This is a genomic window from Nocardiopsis alkaliphila YIM 80379, from assembly GCF_000341005.1.
GTDB classification, from domain to species: domain Bacteria; phylum Actinomycetota; class Actinomycetes; order Streptosporangiales; family Streptosporangiaceae; genus Nocardiopsis; species Nocardiopsis alkaliphila.
The window spans coordinates 1-7,365 of sequence record NZ_ANBD01000125.1; the positions used below are offsets into that span (position 1 = coordinate 1).

Consider the following 7,365-nt stretch of genomic DNA (forward strand, 5'->3'; position numbering starts at 1 on the left):
CAGCGCGATCAGCCAGGACGGTGCCAGCAGCGGACTGACCGCGCCCAGTGGACCGGCCCAGCAGCGCGTCATCCGCCAGGCCTTGGAGGACGCTCGACTGTCCCCCGACGAGGTGGACGCGGTCGAGGCGCACGGAACCGGCACCTCTCTGGGCGACCCCATCGAAGCCAACGCACTGCTGGCCACCTACGGCACCGACCGCCTCGACGGTGACCCCCTGTGGCTCGGGTCGCTCAAGTCCAACATCGGACACACCGGCGCGGCCGCCGGTGTGTCCGGGGTGATCAAGGCGATCATGGCGATCCGTGAGGGGATCCTGCCGCGTACCCTGCACGCCGACGAACCCACCCCGCACGTGGACTGGTCCTCGGGGGGAGTGCGGTTGCTCACCGAACAGCGCGCCTGGCCCGAGACCGGACGTCCCCGCAGGATGGGGGTCTCCGCGTTCGGTGTGAGCGGCACCAACGCCCACCTGATCGTGGAACAGGCGCCCGAAGCGGAGCCAGAGCAGGCGACGAAGACCCTCCGGCCACGGGAGGCCTCGGGCACCGAGCACGGCCCGATCCCCTGGTGGCTCTCCGCCCGCACCGAGACGGCCCTGGCCGCACAGGCCGCACGACTGCGCGACCACGTCATCGCCCACCCCGACCTCGACCCGGTGGACGTGGGCTGGTCATTGGCCACCACCCGTAACGCGTTCCCCCACCGCGCCGCCGCCGTGGGCCACGATCGCGACACACTCCTGTCCGGACTCGACGACCTCGCGCACGGTCGTCAGGGGCCGACCACCGTGTCCGGCCGCAGCACGGCCGAGGGCCGAACCGTGTTCGTCTTCCCCGGTCAGGGAGCCCAGTGGCCGGCCATGGCCCGGGAACTCATGGACGCCTCACCGGTCTTCGCCGAACGAATCGCCGCATGCGAGCGGGCGCTGGCACCGTACAACGCGTGGTCCCTGACCGACGTGCTGCTCGAACGCGAGGGCGCACCGCCCCTGGAACGCGCGGACGTGGTCCCCCAGGTCCTGTGGGCGATGCTCATCGGCCTGGCCGAACTCTGGCGCTCCCATGGTGTACGTCCCGACGCCGTGGTCGGACACTCCCAGGGCGAGGTCGCCGCCGCCCATGTCGCCGGGGTCCTCACCCTGGAGGAATCGGCCAAGGTCATCGCCGAGCGCAGCCTGGCCGTACACGAGCTCAGTGGCACCGGGGCCATGGCCTCGATCGCCCTCGGCGTCGACACGGTCCAAGAACACATCGCCGGCCATGACGGCCTCCTGCACGTCGCGGTCGACAACGGACCCGGCACCACCGTGGTCGGTGGGGACCCGGCGGCCATCGCCCGGATGGTCGAGGAATACCAAGCCCAAGGGGTCAGGGCCCGTGTGGTCGTTCGGGACCTGGCCTCCCACACCCCCTACACCGAACCCGTCCGAGACAGGCTCACCACGGCGCTGGCCGACATCACCCCGCGCGAACCCGACGTTCCCCTGTACTCTCCGCGCACCGCGGGGCCCCTCGACGGGCCAATGGACGCCCACTACTGGTTCACCGGTCTGCGCGAGAGGGTGCGTTTTCGCGAGACCATCGACGCCCTCCTGGAGTCCGGACACACCCGGTTCATCGAGATCGGTCCGCACCCGGTCCTCAGCCTGCCGATACGGGAGACCTTCGAGGAGGCCGGCGTGGACGCCGCTGCCATCCCCACCCTGAACCGGGACGAGGGTGGACTCGATCGGTTCCGTCTCGCTCTCGCCCACGCCCACACCCGTGGCGTCACCATGGACCGGTCCACGGTCTACCCCGGCGCGCGGGTCGTGGAACTGCCCACCTACGCCTTCCAACGCCAACACCTGTGGATCACCGGCACCCGCACCGGAGGTGAGGCGACCTCCGCCGGATTGGAGACCGAGGCCCACCCGCTCCTGGGGGCGGCCCTGCCGCTGGCCGACACCGGTTCCACCCTGTTCACCGGACGCCTGTCCCGCACCACGCACCCTTGGCTGGCCGACCACGCCGCCCTCGGCGGGGCCCTGCTGCCCGGGACGGCATTCCTGGAGTTGGCGCACCACGTGGGGGAGCGCACCGGCGCTCCGTACGTGGAGGAACTCCTCGTACAAGAACCCCTGGAGATCCCCGAGAGCGGCGCCGTGCAACTCCAGGTCACCGTCGGTTCCGCTGACGACGAAGGGCGCCGCTCCCTGACCGTGCACTCTCGTCTGGCCGGTACCGCTGACGCCCCCGACCTGGGCGAACGTCCCTGGAGCCGTAACGCGACCGGCACCTTGGCCCCCGAGGTCGCCCCACCGAGGGAGGAGCTGAGCATCTGGCCCCCGGCGGAGGCGACTCCGCTGCCCGTGGAGGACCTCTACCCCCGACTGGCCGAGGCCGGATACACCTACGGTCCCGCCTTCCAGGGACTCACCGCCGCGTGGCGACTCGGCGATGACGTGTACGCCGAGGTCACCCTGCCGGATGGTGCCCGTGACCACGCCGAACACTACGGGCTGCACCCGGCCTTGGCCGATGCCGCCCAACACGCCATCGCCCTCGGACCCTCCGGAGACGGCGCGGTCCGGTTGCCGTTCTCCTGGACGGGGACCTCACTGCACGCCACGGGCGCCACCCATCTGCGCGTACGGGTGAGTCCCATCGGGGCCGACGAGGTCGCGATGCTGCTCGCCGATACCAACGGCGCGCCCGTCGCCACCGTGGACTCACTGACCCTGCGTGCCGCCACCCCCGGTGGCCCCCGTAGCCGGGGAGACGACCTGTTCGCCGTCGACTGGGCGGCGATGCCCACGGAGGAGTCCGCCACGGGGCACGAAGCCGGTCGGGTGTGGGCGATCCTCGGCGGTGACTACCTCGACACCTCCGCCGCCCTCACCGCCGCGGGGCACACCGTCCGGACCCATCGGGACGCGACGGCGCTCCTCGAAGCCCTCGACGACGGTGCTCCCGTACCGGACTCCGTCCTGCTGCCCTTCCTCTCCGTCGGAGGCGGATCCGAACCTCGGATGGCCCACGAGGCGCTCGGGCGCGCGGTGTCCGAGGCACAGCTGCTGTTGGCCGATCCCCGCACCGAACCGGCCTGCCAGACCCTGCTCACCGGCCACGCCGTGGCCACCACCCCCGACGCGAGCGTCGACCTGCCCCACGCCCCCCTGTGGGGTTACGTTCGCTCCGCCGTCCTGGAGCACCCGGGACGGTTCAGGATCGTGGACACCGACGACACCGGACGTACCACCCCGGCCCTACTGGCCGCCCTGACCGGTGACGAACCCCAGGTCGCCGTCCGCGATGGTCGCATCCTCACACCGCGCCTGGCCAGGGTGGCCCACCCCGAGCAGGAGCGAATCGACTTCGGCGATGGCACCGTTCTGGTCACCGGCGCCACCGGAACCCTCGGCGGTGAGGTCGCCCGACACCTGGTCGATCGACATGGGGTGCGCGACCTGCTGCTGGTCAGCCGCAGCGGACCGAGGGCCCCGGGCGCCATCGAACTCGAAGCGGATCTGCTCGCGCGTGGCGCCAAGGTCGGTGTCGCCGCCTGCGACACCGCCGACCGCGATCAGCTCGCCCGGCTCCTGGACGCCGTCCCCCACCTGACCGGCGTCGTACACGTGGCGGTGGCACTCGATGACGGAGTGATCGAAGGTCTCACCCCCGACCGCATCGATCACGTCCTGCGTCCCAAGGTCGACGCCGCCTGGCACCTGCACGAACTCACCCGGAACCTGTCGGCCTTCGTACTCTTCTCCTCGGTGGCGGGCACCCTGGGCAACCCGGGACAGAGCCACTACGGCGCCGCCAACGCCTTCCTGGACGCGCTCGCCCACGAGCGTCGCCACCGGGGACTCCCCGCGACCTCCCTCTCCTGGGGGATGTGGGAGCAGCGCAGCGCCTCCACGGCGGGGCTCGACGAGGCCGACGTCCAGCGCTTCGCGCGCCAAGGCATGGGCCGACCGGTCGGCACCGGCCACGGCCTGGCCCTGCTCGACGCCGCGTTGGCCACCGGCCGGCCCCACCTGGTGCCCATGCCCTTGGACGTGGCCGGAGCCCGTGCCCGCGCGGCCCGCACCGGTCAGGTACCGCCGATGCTGCGGGGCCTGGTCCCCCGACCTCGGCGCCGCGCCGGAAGCCGCCCCACCGTCGACCTGCGCCAAAGGCTCACGGCGGCCCCACCGGTCGAACGCGCCGAACTGCTTCTGAGTACGGTCCTGACCCACACCGCCGACGTACTGGGGGGCGTGGCCGGTCCCGACGACGCCTTCCTGGAACTGGGTTTCGACTCGTTGACCGCCGTCGAGTTGCGCAACCGCCTGAACACCGACACCGGTCTGCGGTTGCCCGCCGGACTGGTGTTCACCCACACCACCCCGGCCGCCGTCGCCGCCCACCTGACCGAACTCCTCGATGGGCGGGACGGCGACGTCGAACGCCCCGTCGCCAAGGCGGACGCGCCCATCGGCGAAGGGCTGGTGGAACTGTTCAAGGCCTGCTGTGCGAAGGGGAACGTGGCCGAAGGCTTGGACCTGGTGGCGGCCGCCGCGCACGTGCGCTCCACCTTCACAGGACCCGAAGGGCTCGGTACACCGCCCGCCCCGGTGCATCTTTCCCGGAACCAGGCCACGGACACACCCATGTTCGTGTGCCTGCCGTCGATCCTGATGATCTCCGGCGTGCAGGAGTACGCCCGGTTCGCCGCCGGGGTTCGGGGACTGCGGGACGTCGACGTGGTGCCCCAGCCCGGGTTCGTCGACGGAGAACCGTTGCCCGCCACCGTGGAGGCCGTGGCCGAGGTCCAGGCACGCACCATCGGGCGTACCGTCGGCGATCGGCCCTTCGTCCTGGTCGGGCGTTCGTCCGGGTGCTGGGTGACCCACGCGACCCTGGAACGCCTCGAAGCGGCCGGAATCCACCCTCGGGCGATGGCGCTGCTGGACCCGCCCTATCCCACCGACGACGCGGCACTACCGACCATCGAGGCCGGGGTGGTCGAGCGGGGCGAGTCGCTGGGCATCATGGACGGTGTGCGGATGACCGCGATGGGCGCCTACCTGAAGCTGTTCCGCGCGTGGCTGCCCGCACCGGTGCGCACCCCCACCGTGGTACTGCGCCCCCAAGAGCCCACCATCGACCTCCAGGGGCAGGAGGTGCCGCGCTTCACCTGGGAGCCGCGGCACGAGGTCCTGTGGGTACCCGGTGACCACTTCTCGATGTTGGAGGGGCACGTGGACGTGGTGGGTCGCGCCCTGCACGACTGGCTGGCGGAGCGGGGTCTGTGACACCTTCGATTCCGCCGACGCGGTCGCGGTGGGTCCACCGCGACCGCGTCTGGCTACACGTCCTGGACACCGGGCCACCGGGGACGCCCGTCGTCCTACTGCACGGCCTGGCCGGAAGTGCCCGTGAACTGTTGCCCACGGCCGGTGCGTTGGCCGATGACTTTCGCGTGCTCTTGCCGGACCAGCGAGGTCACGGCCGTAGTACCCGCTTGCCCGAGGACACTTCCCGGGAGGCGTTCGTCGCCGACACCGTGGCCCTCATCGAAGGACTCGACCGGCCGGTAGACCTGGTGGGGCAGTCCATGGGCGGGCACACCGCCCTGCTCACCGCCGTCGACCGCCCGGACCTGGTGGATCGGCTGGTCCTGTTGGAGACCCACCCCGGTGGTGGTGACCCCGCTCAGGCCGCCGACCTGGGGGCTTTCCTCGCCTCCTGGCCTTTGCCCTTCGCGACCCCAAAGGTCGCACGTTCCTTTCTCGGCGAGGGCGTGTTGGCCCGAGCATGGATCGAGGACCTCGAACAAGCTTGCGGCGGTCTGCGTCCCCGTTTCGATCCCCTCGTCATGGAACGCACCTTGCGCGCGGTCCTCGAACCTCGCTGGGCCGAATGGGAACGCCTGGAGGTCCCCACCCTGGCCGTCTTCGCCGAACACGGCATGTTCACCGCCGATCAGAAGGAGGAGATGATCGCCCGCCGCCCGCACACCCACCGAGTGGATCTGCCCGGTGCCTCCCACGACGCCCACCTGGATCGCCACGGCCTGTGGGTCGACACCCTCCGACGGTGGCTCGCCCGTTCCTGGTGATCTCGCGCCGCGACCCCCACGCCCACACCCCGCCCACGGAACAAACCGTCTCGCGGGTACGTTCGTGTCAAGGATGCGCCCGGGACCCGCGACATCGGTGCCCGGGGCCGTCCACGTCGCGACCCCGAACCGAGACCGCTTCGGGCCACGCCGGGAAAACCGGTTGCGAGCCCTCTTAACCTTGAGTACTGATGAGCACCACCACGCCCGCGCACGCCTCCGCGCGCAAGCCCTCCTCCGAAGCGGACTCGCTCCGCTCCCGGCTGCGCGACCTCATGCCCGCCGACCGGCACCGCCTCCGTCGGCGCATCGACGGCCTCGCCAAGATCGGTGACGAGCGCCGCCGCGCCTCCGTGCGCACCCAGATCGCCGGGGACATCGACCGCGCCCACCTACGCGTGGAGCTGCGCCGCGAAGCCGTCCCCGAGCTCTCCTATCCCGAAGAACTTCCGGTCAGCGCCCGACGCGAGGACATCGCCGAGGCCATCCGCGACAACCAGGTCGTCATCGTCGCCGGTGAGACCGGTTCGGGTAAGACCACTCAGCTGCCCAAGATCTGCCTGGAGCTGGGCCGAGGCGTCATGGGCACCATCGGCCACACCCAACCGCGCCGCCTGGCCGCCCGCACGGTCGCCGAACGCATCGCCGACGAGATCGGCACCCCTCTGGGGGAGACGGTCGGTTACAAGGTCCGCTTCACCGACTCCTCCAACGATGGCACCCTGGTCAAGCTGATGACCGACGGCATCCTGCTGGCCGAGATCCAGCACGACCGGATGCTGCGTCAGTACGACACGCTCATCATCGACGAGGCGCACGAACGCAGCCTCAACATCGACTTCCTTCTCGGGTACGTCAAGCAGTTGCTGCCCAAACGCCCCGACCTGAAGGTCGTCATCACCTCGGCCACCATCGACCCCGAACGGTTCTCCCGCCACTTCGACGACGCCCCCATCGTCGAGGTCTCCGGGCGCACCTACCCCGTCGAGGTCCGTTACCGGCCCATCACCGACGACATCCTCGACCCCGAGGAGAAGAACCCTTCCGGGGGCACCGACAAGGACCAGACCCAGGCCATCCTGGAGGCGGTCGACGAACTCTCCCGCGAGGCCCCCGGCGACGTCCTGGTCTTCCTCAGCGGTGAACGCGAGATCCGTGACACCGCCGAGGCCTTGGAGAAGAAGAAGCTCCGCGGCACCGAGATCCTGCCGCTGTACGCCCGCCTGTCCGTGGCCGAACAAAGACGCGTGTGGTCCCGGCACGGCGGGCGCCCCC

General features: G+C 70.9%; 3 protein-coding genes (1 of these 3 only partly in view). All 3 read left to right on the forward strand.

All coding sequences use genetic code 11. The annotated features are described in order from the left end of the window. The coding region (locus D472_RS25855; RefSeq protein ID WP_017605800.1) for a type I polyketide synthase at positions 1 to 5,284 on the forward strand (5,284 nt) is incomplete at its 5' end. Further along, entirely contained in the window at positions 5,281 to 6,090 is an 810-nt protein-coding gene (locus tag D472_RS0117670) for an alpha/beta fold hydrolase (RefSeq protein ID WP_017605801.1), read from the forward strand. The genes D472_RS25855 and D472_RS0117670, both read left to right, overlap by 4 nt. A 191-nt stretch (positions 6,091 to 6,281) precedes the next feature. After that, positions 6,282 to 7,365 carry the beginning of an ATP-dependent RNA helicase HrpA gene (hrpA, locus tag D472_RS0117675; RefSeq protein WP_017605802.1) on the forward strand. Its footprint extends 2,879 nt past the window's final position, so only the first 1,084 of its 3,963 coding nucleotides appear in the window; it begins with the start codon at positions 6,282 to 6,284; its stop codon lies beyond the right edge, outside the window.